This is a genomic window from Motilibacter deserti (genome assembly GCF_011250635.1).
Classification (GTDB): domain Bacteria; phylum Actinomycetota; class Actinomycetes; order Motilibacterales; family Motilibacteraceae; genus Motilibacter_A; species Motilibacter_A deserti.
Window position 1 is genome coordinate 1 of the sequence record NZ_JAANNP010000002.1, and the last position, 21,497, is coordinate 21,497.

Here is a 21,497-nt window from a genome sequence, read left to right on the forward strand (position 1 = left end):
AGCTGATGGAGCGCGTGCGCATCCCGGCCGCCCGCGAGCGCGTGGACGACTACCCGCACCAGTTCTCCGGCGGCATGCGCCAGCGCATCATGATCGCGATGGCCATCGCGCTCGACCCGGCGGTGCTCATCGCCGACGAGCCGACCACGGCGCTGGACGTCACCGTGCAGGCCCAGATCATGGACCTGCTCAAGGACCTGCAGCGCGAGCGCGACATGGGGCTGATCCTCATCACCCACGACCTCGGCGTCGTCGCCGACGTCGCGGACGAGATCGCGGTGATGTACACCGGGCGCATCGTGGAGCGGGCGTCCGTCTACGACATCTTCTCGGCGCCGGCGCACCCCTACACCAAGGGGCTGCTGCAGTCGATCCCGCGGGTCGACCAGAAGGGCGAAGAGCTCTTCGCCATCAAGGGGCTGCCGCCCAACCTCATGCGCATCCCCTCGGGGTGCCCCTTCCACCCGCGCTGCGCGTTCGCCCGGCAGGGCCCGTGCGTGGAGAAGGTGCCGCCGCTCTACCAGGTGGCGCCGAACCGAGGGAGCGCGTGCCACTACTGGGAGGAGGTCCTCGCCAGCCCGCTGGAGCGGGCGGCGTCCGAGGACCACACCTCCGACCCTGTCCTCGGGCAGGCGCCGGAGGACGACATTGCGCAGGGAGCGGTGCCAGGTGCCGACGCACGGTGAGACTGTTCTGGAGGTGCGGGACCTCGTCAAGCACTTCCCGCTGACGCAGGGCGTCGTCTTCCGCCGACAGATCGGCGCGGTGCGCGCCGTGGACGGCGTGAGCTTCGACCTGCACAAGGGCGAGACCCTCGGCATCGTGGGCGAGTCCGGCTGCGGCAAGTCGACGCTGGCCAAGCTCATCATGTCGCTGGAGAAGCCCACGTCCGGCACGGTCACGTGGCGGGGCCAGGACATCTACGGGCTCAAGGGCCGCGACTTCGCCCAGATGCGGCGCAGCATCCAGATGGTGATGCAGGACCCGTACGCCTCGCTGAACCCGCGCATGACGGTCGGCGACATCGTCGGCGAGCCGTACGAGATCCACCCCGAGGTGGCGCCGAAGGGCGACCGCCGGCGCCGGGTGCAGGAGCTGCTGGACCTCGTCGGGCTCAACCCCGAGCACATCAACCGCTATCCGCACCAGTTCTCCGGCGGCCAGCGCCAGCGCATCGGGATCGCCCGCGGCCTGGCGCTGCGCCCGGAGATCATCGTCTGCGACGAGCCGGTGTCGGCGCTCGACGTGTCGGTCCAGGCGCAGGTGATGAACCTGCTCGACAGCCTCCAACGCGATCTCGGGCTGTCCTACATCTTCATCGCGCACGACCTGTCCGTCGTCCGCCACATCTCCGACCGCGTCGCCGTGATGTACCTCGGCAGCATGGTCGAGATCGGCAGCGACGAGGCGATCTACGACCACCCGACGCACCCCTACACCCAGGCGCTGCTGTCGGCGGTGCCGGTGCCGGACCCGACGCGGCGCAACTCCCGGGAGCGGATCCTGCTCACGGGCGACGTGCCGAGCCCGGCCAACCCGCCGTCCGGGTGCCGCTTCCGCACCCGGTGCTGGAAGGCGCAGGACATCTGCGCCAAGGAGCCGCCGCCGCTGGTCGACCGGGCGGCGCACGCCCACCCCAGCGCGTGCCACTTCGCCGAGGAGAAGTCGGCCCAGCAGCTGGCCGGCTGACCCGGCCTCGTGCCGCTGCCCCCTCGCCTCCGGCGCAGGGGGCAGCGGCGTCTGGTGCCGCCGTCCCGCTGCCCTCCCGGCACCGTTACCGGATCGTGCCCGCTCGGCAACACCGCGGGAACACCCGGCCCGTCCACTCGGTACATGCGCACTATCGACCTGCGGGACCGGTCCTCGGCACCTGTCGGCGAGCGCCCGCTCCGCATCGCGCTGGTCACCGGCACGACCCGGGCGCGGCCGCACGTGGTGCACACGCTGGCCCTGGCCGAGGCGCTCGCGCGGCTGGGCCAGGACGTCACGGTGTGGGGGCTCGGCCGGGGCGCCGGCGCGGGGTTCTTCCGCCACGTCTCGCCGGCGGTCACGCTCCACGTGGTGCCGGTGGCCGAGGACCTGGCCCTGCCCGCGCCCGCGCGGACGGCCGCTGCCGTGGAGACGCTGCGGGGCGTGTTCCGCCCGCAGGACTACGACATCGTGCACGCCCAGGACGCCGTTGCGGCCGGCGCCGTCGGGCCGTGCGTCCGCACCGTCCACGACCTCGACGGCGCGCTGCCTGGCCCCGCCGACGCGTACGCCTCGGTGTGCCTGACCGCGACGACGGCGGGGCGCCTGCAGGGCACCTCCGCGACCTCCGCGACGGTGATCCCGCAGGGCGTCGACGCGGCGCGCTTCGCGGCGGCGGCCGACGAGTCCGACCCGGTCGCGACGGCGGCACGCCGGTCCTGGCGCTCGCGGCTGGGGAGGTTCGTCCTGGCCGTCGGGCCGGTGGAGGAGCGGTTCCGGACGCTGGAGCTCGTCGAGGCCTTCGCCGCGCTGGGGCCGGAGCTCGAGGACGTCCGGCTCGTGCTCGCCTGCCCGTCGCCCGCGCTCGACGACCCGGCCTATCGCACGCTGGTGGACGCGAGGGCCGGCGCGCTCGGGGTGCGTCCGCTGGTGCTCGCGGCCGTGCCCGAGGACGAGATGCCCGCGCTCGTCGCCGCGGCCTGCGCCTTCGCCGTCGCCTGCGCGGACGACTGCACCGGGCCGGCGCTCGAGGCGCTGGCGGCCGGGGTGCCCGTGGTGCTTCCGGACGCCCCGCAGGTGCGGGAGACGTTCGCCGGGTCCGTCGCGTTCGCCGGGTCGCCCGCTGCCATGGCCTGGGAGCTCGGCGAGCTGGTCCACGCGCCGGACGCCGCGATGCGCCGGGCCGGACGCGCCCTGGCCGCCCGCCACACGTGGGAGGCCGCGGCGGCGGCGCACGTCGGGCTCTATCGCCGCTTCGCCGGCCCGTCCGACCGGGTGCTCAGCCTGTCGCAGGGGGCCGGCGCAGCGACTCCCTGAGGAACTCCACCTGCAGCAGGAGGAGGTTCTCGGCGACGGCCTCCTGCGGGGTCATGTGGCTGACGCCCGAGAGCGGCAGGACGGTGTGCGGGCGGCCCGCGGCCAGCAGGGCCGTCGACAACCGCAGGGTGTGGGCGGAGACGACGTTGTCGTCGGCGAGGCCGTGGATAAGCAGCAGCGGCCGCCGCAGCCGCGGCGCGTCGTCGAGCAGGCTGTTGGCGGCATAGCGCTCGGGGTGCTCCTGCGGCAGGCCGAGGTAGCGCTCGGTGTAGTGGGTGTCGTAGAGCGCGAAGTCGGTCACCGGTGCGCCCGCCACCGCGGCATGGAAGACGTCCGGGCGACGCAGGACCGCCAACGCGGCCAGGTAGCCGCCGAACGACCAGCCACGGATCGCGACCCGGGAGAGGTCGAGCTGCCCGGGGTAGCGCTCGGCGGCCGCGTGCAGCGCGTCGACCTGGTCCTCCAGCACCGCCTCGGCCCAACGGCCCTCGGAGATCGCCCGCTCCCAGCGCGGCCCGCGGCCCGGCGTGCCGCGGCCGTCCGCGACGACGACCGCGAAGCCCTGGTCGGCCAGCCACTGCGGCTCCACCCACGCCCCCTGGGCGGCGACGACCTCGCGGTGCCCCGGCCCGCCGTACGGGTCGAGCAGCACCGGCAGCGGGCCGGGCGCGCCCTCGCGGGGCAGGACGACGGCCGTCCGCACCTGCCGCGGCCCGGCCGGGAAGACGCTGTCCGGCGCGGCGGGGAAGGGGTACGCCGCCGCGTCGCTGCGGAGCAGCTGCTCGGGGCGGTCGGGGCGGCAGACCCGCGTCGCCGTCCGCGCGGTCAGCGTCGAGCCGGTGAGGACGACGGTCCCGCCGCCGCGCTGGGCGGAGAAGACGCCGTCGGCAGGGCTCAACCGCTCCAGGGTGCCGTCGTAGCGCCAGAGCCAGGGGCCGGCCGCGAAGGCGTCCTGCGTCCCGGAGAACACCACGCCGTCGTCGTCCACGGCGGTGACGGCCTCGACCTGCAGCCCCGGCGGCGTGACGGCGGCGCCGTCCACCGCGAGCCGGCGGGTGTCGCCGTGATCGACCGTGCCGAGCAGCCGGCCGTCGGGGAGCCAGGCGGGGACGCCGGGGACCAGCTCGAGCCACTGCTCGTCGGCGTCCTCGCGGACGACGCGGGTCGTCCCGGCGACGACGTCCGCGGCGAGCACCTGCGCCGACTTCTGGTCACGGGACTGCACGTGGAGCAACGGGTCGCCGTGCGAAGCCCACCACACCGAAGCGAGATACGGGAATCGCTGGTCGTCCCACGCGATGTCCGAGCGCGAACCGTCGAGCCCGAGACAGGCGACACGGACTTCTGCGTTGGCGGTCCCGGCCGACGGATAGGCGATCTCGACTGCAGGCTTGGCCGGGTGCGCAGGGTCGGGGATGTGCCAGCGCTGCACGGGAGACTCGTCCACCCGAGCAGCGAGCAGGCGGTCGCCGGTCGGCGCCCACCAGTAGCCGCGGTATCTGTGCATCTCCTCGGCGGCGATGAAGTCGGCCAGGCCCCACGTCACGTCGGGCGCGTCCGGCTCGACCAGAGCGCGGTCGTCACCGGTCTCGAGCGAGACGACCCGGAGGGCGCCGCCGGCGACGTACGCGACGTGCCGGCCGTCGGGGGAGGGCCGGGGGTCGATGGCAGGCGTCGCGGTGTCGAGCAGCCGGGCGGTGCCGGCGATCAGGTCCGCCACGACGACACGCCCGCCCAGCGCGAGCGCCGCCGTCCGGCAGTCGCGGTCCACGGCGTACGCGGTGACGCCGCCGGCGCCCTCGCGCAGCCGCTCCCGGCGGGCCCGCTCCTCTGGCGGCAGGTCCTCCTCGCCCGCCGCGAGCAGCGCCGCAGGGTCCACGACGACCCGCTCGGTGCCGGGCCCGACGTCGAGCACGACCAGGCGGCCGACCCGGTCGTACGCGCCGCTGGAGCGGACGAACACGACCCGGCTGCCGTCGGGGGAGACCGTGAGGTTGCGCGGCGCCCCCAGCCGGAAGCGCTGGGTCCGCGCCGAGAGCCGGGGGAACGAGAGGCCGCCGTCGGTGCCGGGGGTGCTCGGATCGGTCACCCGGCCATCCAAGCAGCCACCTCGCGGACGCGTCGCGGCAACCTTTTGGCGGCCTCTTTGCCGGATGTGGCGTCCTCGGGAAACGACCTCGGGTTAGCCTCCGGCGTCGCCTCAGCAGAGGCGCACATGGCGCGTCGCAGGAGAATGCCTTGATCCATTCGCCACGCCGGTCGTCCCGGTTCGTGACCCTGGCCGTCGGGGTCGCCCTCGCCGCGGGCGGGGCTTCGCTGCCCTCGGCCACGGCGAGCGCGGCCGAGGACGGCCCGCTGCTCAGCTACATCGTCAACACCAAGCCGAACTCCTCGCACACGCGCGACGCGGCCGAGGCGGTCGCCGAGAACGGCGGCATCGTGGTGGAGACGTACCGCAAGATCGGCGTGATCATCGCCCGGTCCAGCGACCCTGACTTCGCGCGGAACCTGCGCGCCCGCGGCACCAAGGGCGACATCTGGTCGGTCGGGCAGGCGCGCACCGCCGGCATCGAGGCGTCAAACGGCGACGCCTCGGTGGCTCGCGCGGCCGGCGGGAAGGCCGCCACGGCGAGGGCCGCCGCGCTGACGCCGGACCCGATGGAGTCCCGCCAGTGGGACCTCCCGCTGATCAAGGCGACGCAGGCGCAGGAGATCAACCCGGGCAGCAAGCGCGTGGTGGTCGGCATCCTCGACGACGGCATCGACGACACGCACCAGGACCTCGCCTCGCAGGTCGACGACTCGCTGTCGACCAACTGCCTCACCGGCAAGCCCGACTCGTCGTCCGGGTCGTGGCGCCCGGCGAGCCCGACGGCCGACTACCACGGCACGCACGTCGCGGGCACGGTCGCCGCGGCGCGCAACGGCGTCGGCGTGGTGGGCGTGGCGCCCGGCGTGACGCTGGCGGCGGTCAAGGTCGTCAACCCCGACGGCTTCATCTACCCCGAGGCCGCGATCTGCGGCTTCATGTGGGCCGCCGAGCACAAGTTCGACGTCACCAACAACAGCTACTACGTCGACCCGTGGCTGTTCTGGTGCAGGAACGACCTCGACCAGGCCGCGGTCCAGGACGCGGTCCTCAAGGCGATCGCGTACGCCACCAAGCAGGACGTCTTCAACGTCGCCGCCGCGGGCAACGAGAACTACAACCTCGCCGACAAGAAGACCGACACGGCCAGCCCGGACGACACGACCCCGGTCACCCGTCCGGTCAACAACGACTGCCTGAGCCTCCCGACCGAGGCCCCGGGCGTGGTCCAGGTCGCGTCGGTGACGCAGGCCAAGGCGAAGTCGAGCTTCTCGAACTACGGCTACGGCAAGATCGACGTCGCAGCCCCCGGCTCGAGCATCCTGTCCACGTTCCCGGGCAACCGCTACGGCACGATCTCCGGCACCTCGATGGCGTCCCCGCACGTCGCCGGCGTGGCCGCGCTGCTGAAGTCCACGCACCCGAAGGCCGACCCGGCGCAGCTGCTCCAGCTGCTGCGCGCCCAGGCCGACCCGCTGCCCTGCCCGACCACCGGCGCGGCCGTGGCCCAGTGCACCGGCACGACCGCGTACAACTCGCTGTTCGGCTACGGCCTCGTCGACGCGCTCGACGCGGTGAGCTGACCGCTCGCTGACGCCGGGCCCTTCCGGTGAGAAGAACGGCCGCCATCCGGGCTCCGGGTGGCGGCCGTTCTGCGTGCAAGGTCGGGCGAAGCGGTTGATAACGCTCCGACAACGGCTGGAGCCGCGGGACACCAAGCCGTCACACAACCGGGCTATCCTCCCGCGTCGGCCCAAGCCTGGGCATACCCCGACGTGCACAGCTGTCTGCTCAGGAGGAGCGTTGACGAACGGAACCAGCCGGCGATCCCGGCTCGGCGCGGCCGCGGCGGTCGTCGCCCTGTCCACCCTCGGCGCCGTCGCCCCGACCGCCACCGCGTCGGCCGCGCCGAGTCCGAAGGCCGCGGTCGGCACCGCCGCCGTCGGGCCGCTGCTCAGCTACGTCGTCAACACCAAGGCCAACTCTTCCAGCACCCGCGAGGCGGCCGAGTGGGTGGAGGCGTTCGGCGGCACCGTCGTCGAGACCTACCGCAAGATCGGCGTCGTCGTCGCCCGCTCGACCGACCCGAGCTTCGCGGCCAACCTGCGCTCCCTGGGGCCGAAGGTCATCGATTCCGTCGGGCAGACGCGCACCACCGCGGTCGTGCAGTCCGAGGACGAGACCACTGTCGTCGAGGCGCCGGCCGGGGAGAGCGCCGAGGGCGCCGACCCGCTCGAGCCGCAGCAGTGGGACCTCCCGCTCATCAAGGCCGACCAGGCCCAGGCCGTCGAGGACGGGAGCCGCAAGGTGCTCGTCGGCATCCTCGACAGCGGCGTCGAGGACACCCACCCCGACCTCGCGCCGAACTTCGACGCGGCCAGCTCCGTCGGCTGCCTCTCCGGCAAGCCCGACACCTCGCGCGCGGCCTGGCTGCCGACCACGAGCGACCACGGCACGCACGTCGCGGGCACGGTGGCCGCGGCCCGCAACGGCATCGGCATGGTCGGCGTCGCCCCTGGCGTGCGGATCGCGTCCGTCAAGGTCGTGAGCGACGCCGGCTTCATCTACCCGGAGGCCGCGATCTGCGGCTTCATGTGGGCGGCCGAGCACAAGATGGACGTCACCAACAACAGCTACTACATCGACCCGTGGCTGTTCTGGTGCGCGAACGACCCCGACCAGGCGGCCTCCTCCGAGGCGATCCGCCGCGCCATCGCGTACTCCCACGACCGCGAGGTGCTCAACGTCGCCGCCGCGGGCAACCAGAACTACAACCTCGCGAACAAGACGACGGACACCACCAGCCCCAACGACTCCACGGTCGTGACGCGCCCGGTGAACGCGGACTGCCTGCACCTGCCGGCCGAGGCCGGCGGCGTCGTCAGCGTCGCCTCGGTCACCTCGGCCAAGGCGAAGTCGAGCTTCTCCAACTACGGCCTCGGCCACATCGACGTGGCGGCCCCCGGCTCCAGCGTCCTGTCCACCGTCCTCAACGGCGGCTACGGGCTCAAGAGCGGCACGTCCATGGCCTCCCCGCACGTCGCGGGGGTCGCGGCGCTGTACAAGAGCGCGCACCCCAAGGCCGACCAGGCGGAGGTCCTGGCCGCCCTGCGCGAGCAGGCCGACCCGCTGCCCTGCCCGACGACCGGCGCGGCCGCGGCGCAGTGCACCGGCACCACCGACTACAACTCGCTGTTCGGCCACGGGCTCGTGGACGCGCTCGACGCCGTGCGCTGACGCACTCGCAGCACGCGACGGCGCCGTCGGGGAAGATCCCGGCGGCGCCGTCGTCGTACGCTCGGCCGCATGACGACCGGCACCCCTGAGGACGGCCCCTTCTCCGAGGAGCGCGCGGCGCTCGACGAGGCGGCGGCTGCCGTCGAAGCGACGCCGCTGACCGCCGAGGCCGAGCGTGAGATGGCGGTCCTCGACATCCCGCGGCGCATCCTGCTCGTCCACGCGCACCCTGACGACGAGACCATCAACAACGGCGTCACGATGGCGCGCTACGCCGCCGAGGGCGCCCACGTCACCCTGCTCACCTGCACGCTGGGCGAGGAGGGCGAGGTCCTCGTCCCCGAGCTGGCCCACCTCGCGGCCGACCGGGAGGACCGGCTCGGCGAGCACCGCGTCGAGGAGCTGGCGACGGCGATGGAGGCGCTGGGCGTACGCGACTTCCGCTTCCTCGGCGGCCCCGGCCGCTGGCGGGACTCCGGGATGATGGGCCTGACCACGAACGACCGGCCGGACTGCTTCTGGCAGGCGGACCTGGAGGAGGCGGCCGGCCTGGTCGCGGAGGTCGTGCGCGAGGTGCGTCCGCAGGTGCTCGTGACGTACGACGAGAACGGCGGCTACGGCCACCCCGACCACATCCAGGCCCACCGGGCCGCGATGCGTGGGATCGAGCTGGCGGCCGACCCGGCCTTTGCCGACTCCGAGGGCCGGGAGCCCTGGCAGGTGCTGAAGGTCTACTGGAACGCAATGCCTGAATCCCGGCTCAGGGAAGGGCTGCGGCGCCTGCGCGAGGCGGGGGACGAGACGACGTTCGAGGGCATGGACCCCGAGGGCGAGCTGCCGACCTTCGTCGTCCCCGACGACCAGATCACGGCTGCGGTCGACGGCACCGGCTACGTCGCCGCCAAGCTGGCCGCGATGCGCGCGCACGCGACCCAGATCTCGCTCGACGGGCCGTTCTTCGCGCTGTCGAACAACCTCGGCGACGAGGTCTGGGCGATCGAGCACTACCGCCAGGTGCGCGGCGAGCGGGCGGTTCCGGGCGGCGTGGAGGACGACCTCTTCACCGGCGTGTGAGGACCCACCGGCCCGCTTGATGGGCCGAACGGGTGGTCCTGCACCCCGGTCGCGTGCTTTGCCGCCGACGCTCTGGCGGATCAGCCGCCCCGGACGCAGGATCGGCAGGGTGAGCTCCCCAGCACCCGCGCCCGCCGACTCGCCGCTCGACGTCTCGCTGCTGGACGCGTCCGGAGGTGCGGCCGGCCTGCGCGCCGGGCGCGACCGCGCGGACGTCGCCCGGGAGCGCGAGCGGCAGCGCCAGCGCCGGCTGCGCCGGCTGGCGCTCGGCCTGGCCCCGGTCGCGGCCTGGCTCTGGTACCGGCTGCTCAGCGGCGACCCCGTGAGCTGGGGCATGCCGCAGCCGGACTGGCTGATCGTCGCCGCCTTCGCCTACCCCGTGGCCCTCATCGGGCTGCTGCTCTGGCAGATGCGGGCGGGCGGGAAGTCGCCGCACACGGTCGTACGCCCCGAGCAGCTCGACGTCACGCTCGACGAGGTCGTCGGCATCGACGTCGTCAAGGACGAGGTCGTGCGGTCGCTGCAGCTCTTCCTCGCGCACCGGGAGTTCTCCGAGCAGATGGGCGGGCGCCCGCGCCGCGGCCTGCTCTTCGAGGGCGGGCCGGGCACCGGCAAGACGCACACCGCGAAGGCGCTCGCCGCCGAGGCGGGCGTGCCGTTCCTCTTCGCCACCGGCACCTCCTTCGTCTCGGGTCTGCAGGGCGCGTCGCAGCGCAAGGTCCGCCAGTACTTCGGCGCCCTGCGCAAGGCCGCGCGCAAGCACGGCGGGGCCGTCGGCTTCATCGACGAGTTCGACGCCATCGCCATGACCCGCAGCGCCATGGCAGCGACCCCCGCGGCCGGAGCCGCCGCGCAGTCGGGCGTCCTGGGCTGCGGCGGGCTCGAAGGCCTGCCCGCGCTCACGGCTGCTCCGCGCGGCGTGGCCACGACGGCGTTCACGCAGGGCAACGACATGCAGAACATCGTCAACGAGCTGCTCGTGCAGCTGCAGTCGTTCGACGAGCCGACGGGCGCGGAGAAGCTCGTCGGCAAGCTCGTCGACGCCGTCAACGGGCTGCTGCCGGCCCACCGCCAGCTGCGCGGGCCGGCCGGCCAGCGCCCGAACCTGCTGCTCATCGCCTCGACCAACCGGGCCGACGCGCTCGACCCGGCGCTGCTGCGGCCCGGGCGGTTCGACGCCCGGCTCTCGTTCGAGCTGCCCACCAAGGCCGGGCGCCGCGAGCTCGTCGACCACTTCCTGGCCCGCAAGGCCCACGACGCCGAGCTGGACGGGGCCGAGCGGCGCGACGCGCTCGCCGCGGTCACCACGGGCTACAGCCCGGCGAAGCTGGAGGGGCTGCTCGACGAGGCGCTGGTGCAGGCGCTGCGCGAGGGGCGGCGCTCGATGTCGTGGCGCGACGTGGAGCGGGCCCGGATGCTGCTCGAGGTCGGCCTCGCGCAGCCGGTGGCGTACACCGAGCACGAGGCCCGGCTCATCGCGACCCACGAGGCCGGCCACGCCACCGTCGCCTGGCTGGTGGCGCCGCAGCGCCGGTTGGAGATCCTCACGATCGTCAAGCGGCGCGACGCGCTCGGGCTGCTCGCGCACGGGGACCGGGAGGACGTCTTCACCCGCTCACGGTCCGAGCTGACCGGCCTGGTGCAGATCGCCATGGGCGGCCAGGTGGCCGAGGAGCTCTTCCTCGGCGACGTGTCGACCGGCCCGGGCGGCGACCTGCAGTACGCGACGACGGTCGCGGCGCAGATGGTGGGCGGCGTCGGCATGGACGAGTCGCTGGTGTCCTACCTGGCGGTGCAGGGCGGCGCGCTGTCCGACACGAACCTCGTCGGCCGGGTGGTCGGCGACGTGGAAGGGCGCGGGCGGGTGGAGCGCCTGCTGCAGGCGCAGAAGGCGGCCGTGCACGAGCTGCTCGCGGCGAACCGGCACCTGGTCGAGGCGCTGCGGGACGCGCTGCTGGAGCGCCACGAGCTCGTGGGGTCCGAGATCACCGAGGTGCTCGAAGCGGCCGCGGCCCGGGGATCGGGCGAGGGAGCGGCCGTCCCGGGGGACGTGATCGACCTGCGCGAGCTGCCCGCGCCGCGCGCGGCGGGCGGACCCGGCGCGGAGGACGCGCCGTAGCATCCGCGGCGTGAGCACCCGTGCCGACGTCGCAGCCACGGTCGTCGCCTGCCTGCTCGGCGCCGTGCTCGGCCTGCTGGCGGGCGTGACCGGGTCCTTCCTGCAGGAGGTCCGGCCGTGGGACGTGCCGGTCGGGCTCGTCGCCGGGCTGGTGGCCAGCGGGGCGGCCGTCTTCGGCGCCGCGTCGCTCACCCGCTCGCCGGCGCCCGTCGTCGTGACACCGCTGGCCTGGCTCGCGGCGGCGCTGCCGCTGTCCGCGGCCCGCCCGGAGGGCGACGTCGTCGTCCCCGGCGACACGGTCGGCTACTGCTGGGCGTACGGCGGCATGCTGGTCGTCGGCGTCTCCGCGGTGGTCTGCGCGTCGGGCCTGCTGCGGCGCCGCCCGCCGGGCCGACGCGACGCGCCGGTTGCTTAGGGCTCACGTAGGCTCGGCAGCGCGATGACCGTCCCTGCCGCCCCGCTGCCGGTGCCCCCGGCCCCTGACGCCTTCCGCCGCGTCGTGGGGCGCTTCGCCACCGGCGTCACGGTGCTGACGACGTCGTGGGGTGGCAACGACTACGCCATGACGGCGAACGCCTTCACCTCGGTCTCGCTGGACCCGCTCCTCGTCCTCGTCTGCGTCGACCTGGAGGCGAGGTTCCACGACGCCGCCGTCGCGGCCGGCGTATGGGGCGTGTCGGTGCTGAGCCAGCACGACCGAGCGACGGCCGGCTGGCTCGCGACCCGCGGCCGCCCGCTGCACGGCCAGCTCGAGCGGGTGCCGGTCAGCCGCGGCGAGGCCACCGGCGTGCCGCTCCTGTCCACGGCACTGGCCACGCTCGAGTGCGCGACGCACGCGGTCCACGAGGGCGGCGACCACAGCATCCTCGTCGGCGAGGTGCTGTCCGCCGCCACGCCCACCGACGGCGAGCCGCTGCTCTGGTACCGCGGGCAGTACGGCGCGCACCGGCACATGCACTGACCGGCTCGTAGGAAGCCGCGGGCCCGGGTAAGGACAGAGCGGTCACCTATGGTGACGGCTTGTGCAAGGAGCGGCAGCGGAACCGCCGTTCACCCGGGCGGGACGGAGGAGCTGGCGTGGTCTTTCGACCGCGGGATCTCGTACGCCGGGCCCCGTCGCTCGCCTCGTCCCTGCGGGCGGGGCTGTTCACGGGGCTGGTGACGGGGGCCGCGCGCTTCGCGCGGCCCGCCCCCGACATCGAGGACGTCCTCGCCAGCAGCCCGCTCGGGTTCGCGACCTTCGACCGCAAGCTCCGGTTCCAGCGGATCAACCCGCTGCTCGCCGCGATGAACGGGCATCCCGTCGAGGCCCACCTCGGGCGCACGCCCATGGAGCTGCTGCCGGACATCGACCCGGCGCAGTACCTCCCGATGATCGACGCCGCCTTCGCCGGCGAGGTGTCGCCGCCGCTGCGCATCGAGGGCGAGACGCCGGCCGCCCCGGGGCACCGCTACTGGGAGGAGCGGTTCTACCCGATCTACGACCGCCGGCGCCGCGTCGTCGGCGTCGGCGCCATCGTCGCCGACGTCACGGTGCGCGTGCAGGCCGAGGAGGCGCTGCGCCGCCAGGAGGCGACGGCGCAGCTGATCCTGGAGTCGGCGCCCAACGGGATGCTGCTGGTGGATGCCGATGGGACGATCGTCGCGATCAACCCAGCCGCCGAGCGAGTGTTCGGGTACGCCCACGGCGAGCTCGTCGGCCAGCTGGTCGACGTGCTGCTCCCGAACCCCGACGCGGTCGACCACCCGGCGCTGCGCCGCCAGTTCCTCGTCGACCCCGAGACCCGCCTGATGGGCCACGGGCGCGACCTCGCTGCCCGGCGCAAGGACGGCACGCAGTTTCCCGTCGAGGTCGGCCTCGCCGTCGCGGAGGGCGCGCCGGGCCTGGTGATCTGCGTCGTCACCGACATCTCCGGCCGCAAGCGCGCCGAGGCGGAGGCCGAGCAGTTGCTGGCCTCCGAGCGGGCCGCCCGCGAGCGCCTCGCCCGGCTGCAGAGCATCACCGAGGCCAGCCTCGCGCAGCTCCCGCTCGACGACCTGCTGCACGAGATGCTCGACCGCGTCGTGCAGGTCCTCGGCGCCAACAGCGGCTCGGTCCTGCTCGTCGACGACACCGGCGCTCAGCTCGTGGTGCGCGCGACGCACGGCATGCCGGAGCCGGAGGGGGAGGACCGGTCGATGCCGGTCGGCGTCGGGGTCGGCGGCCGGGTGGCGCGCGACGCCCAGCCCGTGATCGTCCCGGACCTGGGCGCCCCCGGGGACGCGGCGTCACCGACCTACCGCCCGACCATGCAGCTCGCCGGCCTGCGCAGCCTGATCGCGGTCCCCCTCGTCGTCGAGGGCAAGGTCGTGGGCGTGCTCACGGTCGCGTCGAGCGAGCCGGGCAAGTTCGGCTCCGACGACCTGCAGTTGCTGCAGCCTGCCGCCGACCGGGTAGCTCTGGCGGTCGACCGGGCGCGCGCGTTCGAGCGGGAGCGCGGGATCGCGGAGGCGCTGCAGCGCAGCCTGCTTCCCGAGCGGCTGCCGGCCGTTCCCGGCGGCGCCGTCGCGGCCCGCTACTTCCCCGGCACGAGTGGGATGCAGGTCGGCGGCGACTGGTACGACGTGCTCGAGCTGCCGGACGGGGAGGTCCTCCTCGTCATCGGCGACGTCATGGGCCGCGGCGTACGGGCGGCGTCGGTCATGGGCAACCTGCGCAACGCGGTGCGGATCTACGTCCAGATGGGGCTGCCGCTCGCCGAGGTCGCCGCCCGGCTCAACGAGGCCGTGCTCGCGATGGGCGAGGACGAGATGGCGACGCTGCTGCTCGCGGCGGTGGACCCCGGCTCCGGGAAGGTGCGCGCGGTGAGCGCCGGGCACGTACCCCCTGTCGTGCGGGACCCCGGCGGCGGCGCGCGGCTGCTCGGGGTCGAGCCGGGGGTGGTCCTCGGAGCGCAGCCGGACGCCCGCTACGAGGCCACCGAGCTGCAGATCGAGCTGGGGGCGAGCCTGCTCGTCTACACCGACGGGCTGATCGAGCGGTCCGACGTGCCCATCACGGACGGGCTGGACGACCTGGTGCACGCGATGGCGACTGCGCCGGGCGACCCCGGCGCCGGCTGCGACGCGCTGGTCGCCCGCTTCCTGCCGCCGGGCAGCTCGACCGACGACGTCGCCATGCTGTGGCTGCAGCTCTACCCGGCACCGCTGTGGGCGGCGGTGCAGATGCCGCTGCCCAACGACGCGGACGGCGTCGCCGCGGTGCGGGCGGAGGTGCGGTCCTGGATGCAGCGGTGGGGAGCCGACGAGGACGAGACGGGCGACATGCTCGTCGCCGTCAGCGAGGCCTGCGCGGTGACCTCGCCTCCACAGGACCCGGCCCTCGGCGAGCTGCGGCTCTCGCTCTTCGAGGACCGGGTGGAGGCGACGGTCCGCACGGCCGCGCCGGTCGCCCTGCCGCCGGGCAGCACCGACCTCGGGCGCGGGCTCGTCCTGCTGGCCGCCACCAGCGACTCGTTCACCGTCGAGCGCTCGCCGACCGGCGAGGAGGTCCGCGTCGTACGCCGGCTGGGCGCCCCGCTGTTGCCGCACGCCGCGGTCGCCGCGGAGCGCGAGCGCGGGCTGCGCGTCGACCCCACGGCGGCGTCGGTGCCGCTGTGCCGGCACTACGTGCGCGAGCGGTTGCGCCACAGCCCGAGCGACCTCGCCGACCGGGCCGAGCTCTGCGTGTCGGAGCTCGTGACCAACGCGGTCGTGCACGCCGCGACGGCCATCGAGGTCATCGTCGAGCCACTGGACTCCCGCGTGCGGCTCGAGGTGCGCGACCACAGCCCGGCGCTGCCGCGCCGCCTCGTGCACAGCGAGCGGGCCGCCACCGGCCGCGGCCTGGACCTGGTCGCGACGCTGTCCGAGGCCTGGGGCGTGCTCCGCGTCGATCCCCGGACGAAGGCCGTGTGGTGCCAGCTCGGCGCGCAGGCCGAGGAGCCCGAGCTGGACGCGGACGCGCTCCTCGCCGCGTGGGCGGACGAGGAGTGGCCCGAGGAGTGGCCGGCCGAGCCGGTGGCGGGCACGGCGGCGGCCGACGGTGAGCTCGTGCTGTGCGGCTACCCGGTCGCCCTCGGGGCGCGGCTGCGCGAGCACGTCGAGGCGCTGCTGCGCGAGTGCCTGCTGCTGAGCGGCGACGAGGCGGGCGACGACGCCGGCAACGACCCGGGGCTGGGACGGCTGGCGACGGCGCTGCGCAGGTCGCACGAGGACGTCCTGCTCCCGATCGAGGGGCAGCGGCTCGCGGCGGCGCAGCAGGGCGAGGACGACGTCGACGTGAGGCTGCACGCGGCCCTGCGGTCGTCCCGCTTCGACGAGTGGGAGGGGCAGCTGCGCGAGCTGGACACGCGGGCGGCGAGCGGCGAGCTGCTCACGCCGGTGGCGCCCGCTGACGTCGCGGCCCTCTTCCGGTGGATCGGGGACGAGCTCGGCGGCCAGGCCGCGGGGCGGACCCCGCAGCGATGGCCCGGGCCGGTCGGATGAGAAGGCTCGGCGGGCCGGGCAGGCTGTGCGAGCGGGGCCGGACGGGCCCGAGCCACGCCGAAGGTGGGGGAGGCGTCGCGCGCGCGCAGGGCTGCCGGGATACTGGTCCGGCCGGCACGCGCGCACCCCGCCGCGCGCCGGGCGTCGAGGAGGAGAGCTACCCGTGACGTACGTCATCGCCCAGCCGTGTGTGGACGTGAAGGACAAGGCCTGCATCGAGGAGTGCCCTGTCGACTGCATCTACGAGGGCGAGCGGATGCTCTACATCCACCCCGACGAGTGCGTCGACTGCGGTGCGTGCGAGCCGGTCTGCCCCGTCGAGGCGATCTTCTACGAGGACGACGTGCCGGACCAGTGGAAGGACTTCTACAAGGCGAACGTCGAGTTCTTCTCCGACCTCGGCTCGCCCGGCGGCGCCTCGAAGATGGGGCTCATCGAGAAGGACCACCCGCTCGTCGTCGCCCTTCCGCCGCAGGCCGAGTAGTTGGCCGCCGCCCCGTCCGCCCCGGGGCCGGCAGCGGCACGGCGCGCGCTGCCGGACTTCCCCTGGGACAGGCTGGCGCCGTACCGCCGGCTGGCCGAGCAGGCGGCGGGGGACGCGGGCATCGTCGACCTCTCGGTCGGCACCCCGGTCGACCCGGTGCCGTCGGTGATCCGCGAGGCGCTGGCCGCCGCGGCCGACTCCCCGGGCTACCCGACGACCCACGGCACCTCTGCGCTGCGCGACGCGGCAGTCGGCTGGATGGAGCGCTGCCTCGGCGTGACCGGGGTCGACCCGTCGGCGGTGCTGCCGACGATCGGGAGCAAGGAGCTGGTCGCCTGGCTGCCCACCCTGCTCGGGCTGGGCGCCGGCGACACCGTGGTGCTCCCTGAGGCGGCGTACCCGACGTACGCCGTGGGCGCCCTGCTCGCCGGGGCGGAGCCGTTCGCGACCGACGCGCTGACCGCGGTCGGGCCGGCCCGGGTCGGCCTGGTGTGGCTCAACTCGCCGGCCAACCCCACGGGCCGGGTGCTCCCGGTCGAGCACCTGCGCAAGGTGGTCGAGTGGGCGCGCGAGCGCGGCGCGGTCGTCGCGTCGGACGAGTGCTACATCGAGCTCGGGTGGGAGGGGCCGGAACCGGTCTCCGTCCTGCACCCGGACGTCTGCGGCGGCTCGCACGAAGGGCTGCTCGCGGTCCACTCGCTGAGCAAGCGGAGCAACTTCGCCGGCTACCGCGCGGGCTTCGTCAGCGGCGACCCGGCGCTGGTCTCGCGGCTGCTCGAGGTCCGCAAGCACGCCGGGATGATGCTGCCGTCGCCGGTGCAGGCCGCGGCCGCCGCGGCGCTGCGCGACGACGCGCACGTCACCGAGCAGAAGGAGCGCTACCGGGCGCGCCGTGCGCTGCTCCTCGGCGCGTTGAACGCCGCCGGCTTCCGGGTCGACTCCTCGGAGGCCGGGCTCTACCTCTGGGCCACCCGCGACGAGGACTGCTGGGAGACGGTCCGCTCGTGCGCCGAGCGCGGCGTGCTCGTGACCCCCGGGGAGTTCTACGGCGCCGCCGGGGCCCGGCACGTGCGGGTCGCCCTCACCGCGACCGACGAGGCCGTACGCCGCGGCGCGGAGGCGCTCGCGGTCTGAGCCGCTCTCGGCGTTCCGCCCGGCCCGTCGCGGGCAGGACGCCGACGTGGCCGACGAGACGCTGAGCTCCCGCACCGCCCACGAGGGCGAGAAGATCGCTGTGCGGCAGGACGTCGTACGTATCGGCGGTGACGACGCGACGTACGACGTGGTCGAGCACCCGGGCGGGGTCGCCGTCGTGCCGTTCGACACGTCGGGCGCGGTGCTGCTCGTGCGCCAGTTCCGGCACGCCGTCGGCGAGGACGTGTGGGGGCTGCCGATGGGCTTCCGGGACCGGCCGGACGAGGACCCCGGGGACGCGGCGGCCCGCGAGCTGGCCGAGGAGACCGGGTGCGTGGCCGGCTCGCTGGAGCCGTTGCTGGTGCTCTATCCGACGCCGGGGGTGAGCGACGAGCGGTCGTCGGTCTTTCTGGGCAGGGACGTCCGGCAGGTCCGCGCGCCGGAGCGCGAGCCCACCGAGAAGGACATGGCGATGCGGTGGTGGCCGGTGGACGACGCCGTGGCCGGCATCCTCGACGGGCGGATCCGGTGCGGGATCACCATCGCCGGCCTGCTCGCGGCCCGAGTCGCGATTGCCCGGGGTTATCCCGCTCTGCGTGGGTAGGCAGGGGTGCGCTCGAGGGATGCAGAGACGACGAGGAGAGCCCTTCTGTGAGCCAGGACCAGCACGCCCCGCAGGACCCCACGCAGCAGTACCAGCAGCCGCAGTCGGGCGGCGAGCAGATCGAGTCGCCGGGCGGCAGCGGCTCGACGACCCGAGCGATGGAGGAGAAGCCGGACCACGGCGAGGAGACCTACCGCGGCACCGGCAAGCTCGAGGGCAAGAAGGCGGTCATCACCGGCGGCGACTCCGGGATCGGACGGGCGGTGGCCCTCGCCTTCGCCCGCGAGGGCGCCGACGTGCTGATCGCGTACCTCGAGACCGAGGAGGAGGACGCGCAGGAGACCGTGCGCCTCGTCGAGAGCGCCGGGCGCAAGGCCGTGACGTGCCCGGGCGACCTGCGCGAGGAGGCGCAGTGCCAGCGGGTGATCGACACGGCCGTCGAGCAGCTCGGCGGCATCGACATCCTGGTGAACAACGCCGCGTACCAGATGGCGCAGCCCGGCGGCATCGAGGACATCACCACCGAGCAGTTCGACCGCGTCATGAAGACGAACCTCTACGCGATGTTCTGGCTGTCGAAGAAGGCCGTTCCTCACCTGAAGCCAGGTTCGGCCATCATCAACACCGCCTCGATCCAGGCGTCTCAGCCGTCCCCGCCGCTGCTGGACTACGCCACCACCAAGGCCGGCATCGTGAACTTCACCAAGGGGCTCGGCCAGATGCTGGCGGAGAAGGGGATCCGGGTGAACGCCGTCGCCCCCGGCCCGATCTGGACCCCGCTCATCCCGGCCACGATGCCGGAGGAGAAGGTCGAGTCGTTCGGTGAGCAGACGCCGATGGGGCGGGCCGGCCAGCCGGCCGAGCTCGCGCCCGCGTACGTCTTCTTCGCCTCGCAGGAGTCGAGCTACGTCACCGCCGAGGTCCTGGGCGTCACCGGCGGGCAGCCGCTGAAGTAGTAGCGCCGCACCCCCGCGGCCGTCCAGGCTAGCCGGCATCCGCCCGCCCCTGTGAAGGAGCACGATGCCGGCCAGCCGCAACAAGCAGACCGTCGAGCGCTACCTCGACGGCTTCCGCCGCACCGACCACGCGCAGATCCTGGAGTGCCTGACGGACGACATCGTCTGGACGGTATACGGCCACTTCCGGCTGCAGGGCAAGGCGGCGTACGACGAGGCCATCGAGGGGCCCGGGTTCGTCGGGTCGCCCGAGCTGGAGGTCGTCCGCATGGTCGAGGAGGGCGACACCGTCATGGCCGAGATCGTCGGGCGCGCGCCGCTGCAGGACGGGTCGTGGCAGCGCATGTCGATGGCCGAGGTGTTCGTGCTGCGCGGCGGCCTCATCTGCGAGCGGCGGGCGTGGGTGATCGCGCTGCACGAGGACGACGTCCGGTAGGCGGCTGAACAACCTGCATCCGGTGTCGTGGGGACAGCACTGGATGCAGGTTGTCTCTGGCTTGTCCGCTCACCACGGAATCTGGCCGGCGTCGTCGAAGAACCCGCCGGTCGGGCTGCCGGCGGGGAGCGTGGCGTACGTGATGGCCACCGCTGCGCCCTCGACGGGGGTGCGGGAGCCGCTGAACCCGGTGAAGTCGGTGGCGACGAAGCCGGGGCAGACGGCGTTGATGAGGATGCCGGGGTCGGTCTCGGCGAACCGTCGTGCGTATTGCACGGTCATCGCGTTCAGCATCGTCTTCGAGGGCGCGTAGGCCGCCATGACCGGTCCGGTCCGCAGGGCGAGCGAGGCCATGTTCGTCGAGACGTTCACGATCCGGGGCGAGGGGGAGCGGCGCAGCAACGGCAGCGCGGCGTTGATGACGCGTACTGCGCCGAGGACGTTGGTCTCCACGTCGGCCCGGACGACGTCGAGGTCGAGCGTGAGCGGGTCCTGCAGCGCGCCGTCGCCCGTCGGCCCCGAGATGCCGGCGTTGTTGACGACCGCGTCGAGGTGGCCGAGCTCTGCGTCCAGCTCGTCGATCGCCCGCGCCACGCTCTCGTTCGAGTTGACGTCGATGCGTACGCCCACGACGTCCGCCCCGGTGCGCCGCAGCTGCGCGAGCGCGGCCTCGCGCCGCTCGTCGTCGCGCGCGCCAACGGCCACGCGGTAGCCGCGCTCGGCAAGCCCTGCTGCGATCTGAAAGCCGATGCCCTTGTTCGCGCCGGTCACCAGCGCGGTCTTCGTGCTCGTCATGATCCTCATGCTCCGGACGCTTCGGCCCGGCGTCCAAGACCGATGCGGTCTTCTGTGATGCCGCCCGGGTATCCCTCAGTAGCGTCGAGGGGTGGAGGACATCGAGATCCGCGAGCTCCGCTACTTCGCCGCAGTGGCCGAGGAGCTCCACTTCGGGCGGGCGGCCGAGCGCCTGCACATGAGCCAACCGCCGCTGTCGCGCGCCGTCCAGCAGCTCGAGCAGCGCCTCGGCGTCGAGCTGTTCGTACGCGACCGGCGGAACGTGCGGTTGACCGGGGCCGGCGAGGTGCTGCTCGAGGAGGCGCGCAACGTCTTCGACGCGGTCACGGCGGCGGTCGAGCGGTCGCGGCGTGCTGCGGCCCCGGACGAGCGGCTGGTCCTCGTCAGCAAGGCCGGCGCCTCGCACGAGCTGCTCCGCGACCTGCTGGACACGTACGCCGCCCGGGCCGACGCGCTTCCGGTCGAGGTGCTGCTCTGCGAGGTCGGCGAGCAGCGGCACGTGCTCCGGCAGGGGCGTGCGGACGCCGCGGTGATGCACAGCCCGTACGACGTGATCGGCGGGTTCGAGACGCAGGAGATGCTGACCGAGGGGCAGGTCGCGATCGTGCCGAAGGCGCACCCGCTCGCGCAGCGACCGCGGCTGACCCTCGCCGACGTGGCCGAGGTGCCCGACCTCCCGCTCGCCCGGTGGCCGCGGCACGACGGGAGCTATCCGCCCGGGCCGGGGCCGGAGGTGCGTACGCAGGCCGAGATCGCGCAGCTGGTGTCGCTCGGGCGGGCGCTGCTGGTCATCCCGGAGTCGAGCCGGGCGTGGCAGTGGCCGGACCACGTCGCCGTGCCCGTCGTCGACGCGCCGCTCGTCACGACGCTGCTGGCGTGGCGGGGGACGGGGCGGGATGGGCGGTTGGACGGGCTCGTCGCCGCAGCGGTGGAGGTCGCGGGGCGGGAGGGGGTGCGGGCGGTGGGGTGAGGTGGGGGTCTCTGGCGGCGCAGTGGGTGGGGCGTGCGCTTGGCGCCGGGAAGGCCTGGGCCGGAGGTTACTGGCGTGGGCGGTGTG

At 74.1% G+C, this 21,497-nt stretch carries 18 protein-coding genes; 16 read left to right on the top strand and 2 right to left on the bottom strand.

The genetic code is table 11. From position 1 onward, the window contains the following. The 3 genes from G9H71_RS05100 to G9H71_RS05110 all read left to right on the top strand — a co-directional run. Positions 1 to 686: ABC transporter ATP-binding protein (locus G9H71_RS05100; RefSeq protein ID WP_166279156.1), on the top strand; the 686-nt coding region annotated here is incomplete at its 5' end. Then, a complete protein-coding gene (locus G9H71_RS05105; protein ID WP_231134260.1) occupies positions 649 to 1,689 on the top strand; it encodes an ABC transporter ATP-binding protein in 1,041 nt (346 codons plus the stop codon). The genes G9H71_RS05100 and G9H71_RS05105, both read left to right, overlap by 38 nt. Positions 1,690 to 1,833: 144 nt before the next feature. Beyond that, positions 1,834 to 3,006, top strand: a complete 1,173-nt coding sequence (locus tag G9H71_RS05110; protein WP_166279159.1) for a glycosyltransferase — start codon at positions 1,834 to 1,836, stop codon at positions 3,004 to 3,006. On the opposite strand, the gene G9H71_RS05115 is transcribed toward G9H71_RS05110, so the two are convergent. Continuing rightward, on the bottom strand, positions 2,969 to 5,095 hold the full coding sequence (locus tag G9H71_RS05115; protein ID WP_166279162.1) for a S9 family peptidase: 2,127 nt from the start codon (positions 5,093 to 5,095) through the stop codon (positions 2,969 to 2,971). The genes G9H71_RS05110 and G9H71_RS05115 overlap by 38 nt on opposite strands. Before the next feature lie 149 nt (positions 5,096 to 5,244). On the opposite strand from G9H71_RS05115, the gene G9H71_RS05120 reads away from it, so the two are divergent. From G9H71_RS05120 to G9H71_RS05175, 12 genes are all read left to right on the top strand, one after another. Beyond that, on the top strand, positions 5,245 to 6,678 hold the full coding sequence (locus tag G9H71_RS05120; protein WP_166279165.1) for a S8 family peptidase: 1,434 nt from the start codon (positions 5,245 to 5,247) through the stop codon (positions 6,676 to 6,678). A 220-nt stretch (positions 6,679 to 6,898) separates the two neighbouring features. Then, entirely contained in the window at positions 6,899 to 8,332 is a 1,434-nt protein-coding gene (locus tag G9H71_RS05125; RefSeq protein WP_166279168.1) for a S8 family peptidase, read from the top strand. A gap of 180 nt (positions 8,333 to 8,512) precedes the next feature. Next, positions 8,513 to 9,406, top strand: a complete 894-nt coding sequence (gene mshB / locus G9H71_RS05130; RefSeq protein WP_166280464.1) for an N-acetyl-1-D-myo-inositol-2-amino-2-deoxy-alpha-D-glucopyranoside deacetylase — start codon at positions 8,513 to 8,515, stop codon at positions 9,404 to 9,406. A gap of 109 nt (positions 9,407 to 9,515) precedes the next feature. Continuing rightward, positions 9,516 to 11,525 carry an AAA family ATPase gene (locus G9H71_RS05135; protein ID WP_331272757.1) on the top strand — a complete coding sequence of 670 codons (2,010 nt, stop codon included), beginning with the start codon at positions 9,516 to 9,518 and terminating at the stop codon, positions 11,523 to 11,525. Positions 11,526 to 11,535: 10 nt separating this feature from the next. Continuing rightward, positions 11,536 to 11,940: a DUF6113 family protein gene (locus tag G9H71_RS05140; protein WP_166279174.1), complete on the top strand. Its 405-nt coding sequence runs from the start codon at positions 11,536 to 11,538 to the stop codon at positions 11,938 to 11,940. A 24-nt stretch (positions 11,941 to 11,964) separates the two neighbouring features. Then, on the top strand, positions 11,965 to 12,486 hold the full coding sequence (locus G9H71_RS05145; protein ID WP_166279177.1) for a flavin reductase family protein: 522 nt from the start codon (positions 11,965 to 11,967) through the stop codon (positions 12,484 to 12,486). Positions 12,487 to 12,602: 116 nt separating this feature from the next. Further along, positions 12,603 to 16,031, top strand: coding sequence for a SpoIIE family protein phosphatase (locus G9H71_RS05150; protein ID WP_166279180.1), 3,429 nt, complete (start codon positions 12,603 to 12,605; stop codon positions 16,029 to 16,031). Between the two features lie 163 nt (positions 16,032 to 16,194). Further along, positions 16,195 to 16,515: a ferredoxin gene (fdxA, locus tag G9H71_RS05155; protein WP_166279183.1), complete on the top strand. Its 321-nt coding sequence runs from the start codon at positions 16,195 to 16,197 to the stop codon at positions 16,513 to 16,515. Further along, positions 16,516 to 17,649: a succinyldiaminopimelate transaminase gene (dapC, locus tag G9H71_RS05160; RefSeq protein ID WP_166279186.1), complete on the top strand. Its 1,134-nt coding sequence runs from the start codon at positions 16,516 to 16,518 to the stop codon at positions 17,647 to 17,649. Positions 17,650 to 17,695: 46 nt separating this feature from the next. Then, positions 17,696 to 18,253: an NUDIX domain-containing protein gene (locus tag G9H71_RS05165; protein WP_166279189.1), complete on the top strand. Its 558-nt coding sequence runs from the start codon at positions 17,696 to 17,698 to the stop codon at positions 18,251 to 18,253. Between the two features lie 47 nt (positions 18,254 to 18,300). Next, positions 18,301 to 19,209 carry an SDR family oxidoreductase gene (locus tag G9H71_RS05170; RefSeq protein ID WP_166279192.1) on the top strand — a complete coding sequence of 303 codons (909 nt, stop codon included), beginning with the start codon at positions 18,301 to 18,303 and terminating at the stop codon, positions 19,207 to 19,209. A gap of 64 nt (positions 19,210 to 19,273) precedes the next feature. Continuing rightward, on the top strand, positions 19,274 to 19,645 hold the full coding sequence (locus G9H71_RS05175) for a nuclear transport factor 2 family protein (protein ID WP_166279195.1): 372 nt from the start codon (positions 19,274 to 19,276) through the stop codon (positions 19,643 to 19,645). Positions 19,646 to 19,714: 69 nt separating this feature from the next. On the opposite strand, the gene G9H71_RS05180 is transcribed toward G9H71_RS05175, so the two are convergent. Further along, positions 19,715 to 20,440 carry an SDR family NAD(P)-dependent oxidoreductase gene (locus G9H71_RS05180; RefSeq protein ID WP_166279198.1) on the bottom strand — a complete coding sequence of 242 codons (726 nt, stop codon included), beginning with the start codon at positions 20,438 to 20,440 and terminating at the stop codon, positions 19,715 to 19,717. Positions 20,441 to 20,531: 91 nt separating this feature from the next. Between G9H71_RS05180 and G9H71_RS05185 the strand changes: the two genes are divergently transcribed. Next, on the top strand, positions 20,532 to 21,410 hold the full coding sequence (locus G9H71_RS05185) for a LysR family transcriptional regulator (protein WP_166279201.1): 879 nt from the start codon (positions 20,532 to 20,534) through the stop codon (positions 21,408 to 21,410). Positions 21,411 to 21,497 lie beyond the last annotated feature (87 nt).

Bases quoted from the DNA above. Each gene is read 5' to 3' on its own strand.
- G9H71_RS05110 (WP_166279159.1), top strand. From the start codon at position 1,834: ATGCGCACTATCGACCTGCGGGACCGGTCCTCGGCACCTGTCGGCGAG.
- mshB (WP_166280464.1), top strand. From the start codon at position 8,513: ATGGCGGTCCTCGACATCCCGCGGCGCATCCTGCTCGTCCACGCGCAC.
- G9H71_RS05145 (WP_166279177.1), top strand. From the start codon at position 11,965: ATGACCGTCCCTGCCGCCCCGCTGCCGGTGCCCCCGGCCCCTGACGCC.
- G9H71_RS05180 (WP_166279198.1), bottom strand. From the start codon at position 20,440: ATGACGAGCACGAAGACCGCGCTGGTGACCGGCGCGAACAAGGGCATC.
- G9H71_RS05175 (WP_166279195.1), top strand. From the start codon at position 19,274: ATGCCGGCCAGCCGCAACAAGCAGACCGTCGAGCGCTACCTCGACGGC.